Source organism: Acinetobacter sp. SM1B (assembly GCF_003289665.1).
Lineage (GTDB): Bacteria > Pseudomonadota > Gammaproteobacteria > Pseudomonadales > Moraxellaceae > Acinetobacter > Acinetobacter schindleri.
Window position 1 is genome coordinate 1 of the sequence record NZ_QMBM01000039.1, and the last position, 248, is coordinate 248.

A 248-nucleotide genomic window follows, 5' to 3' on the forward strand; every position below is an offset into this window, starting at 1 on the left:
AAGAGTCATTTGGAAAAAGTGGTCTGGGTATCATCGCCGAAGCTTGGTAGAAACCAAGATGCATTGCATTAAATTATTGGGCGATAAACTGAGTGCAAGGAGCTTTTAAAGCCAAGTCAATGAGATTCATGCACGTGTGGCAGTCCTCAATAAATTCACTGAATTAGGTCGACCTCATACCCAAGTTGTCTCTTAAATTTGAGTAGCTTAGGGGAACTCTAGTTTTTAAATCTTTGTGCAACAAAGCC

1 pseudogene is annotated in these 248 nt (G+C 40.3%); it reads left to right on the forward strand.

The window, feature by feature from the left end:
- A pseudogene (locus C8322_RS14500) lies at positions 1 to 196 on the forward strand (IS5/IS1182 family transposase); the annotation flags it as partial.
- Positions 197 to 248: the final 52 nt, after the last annotated feature.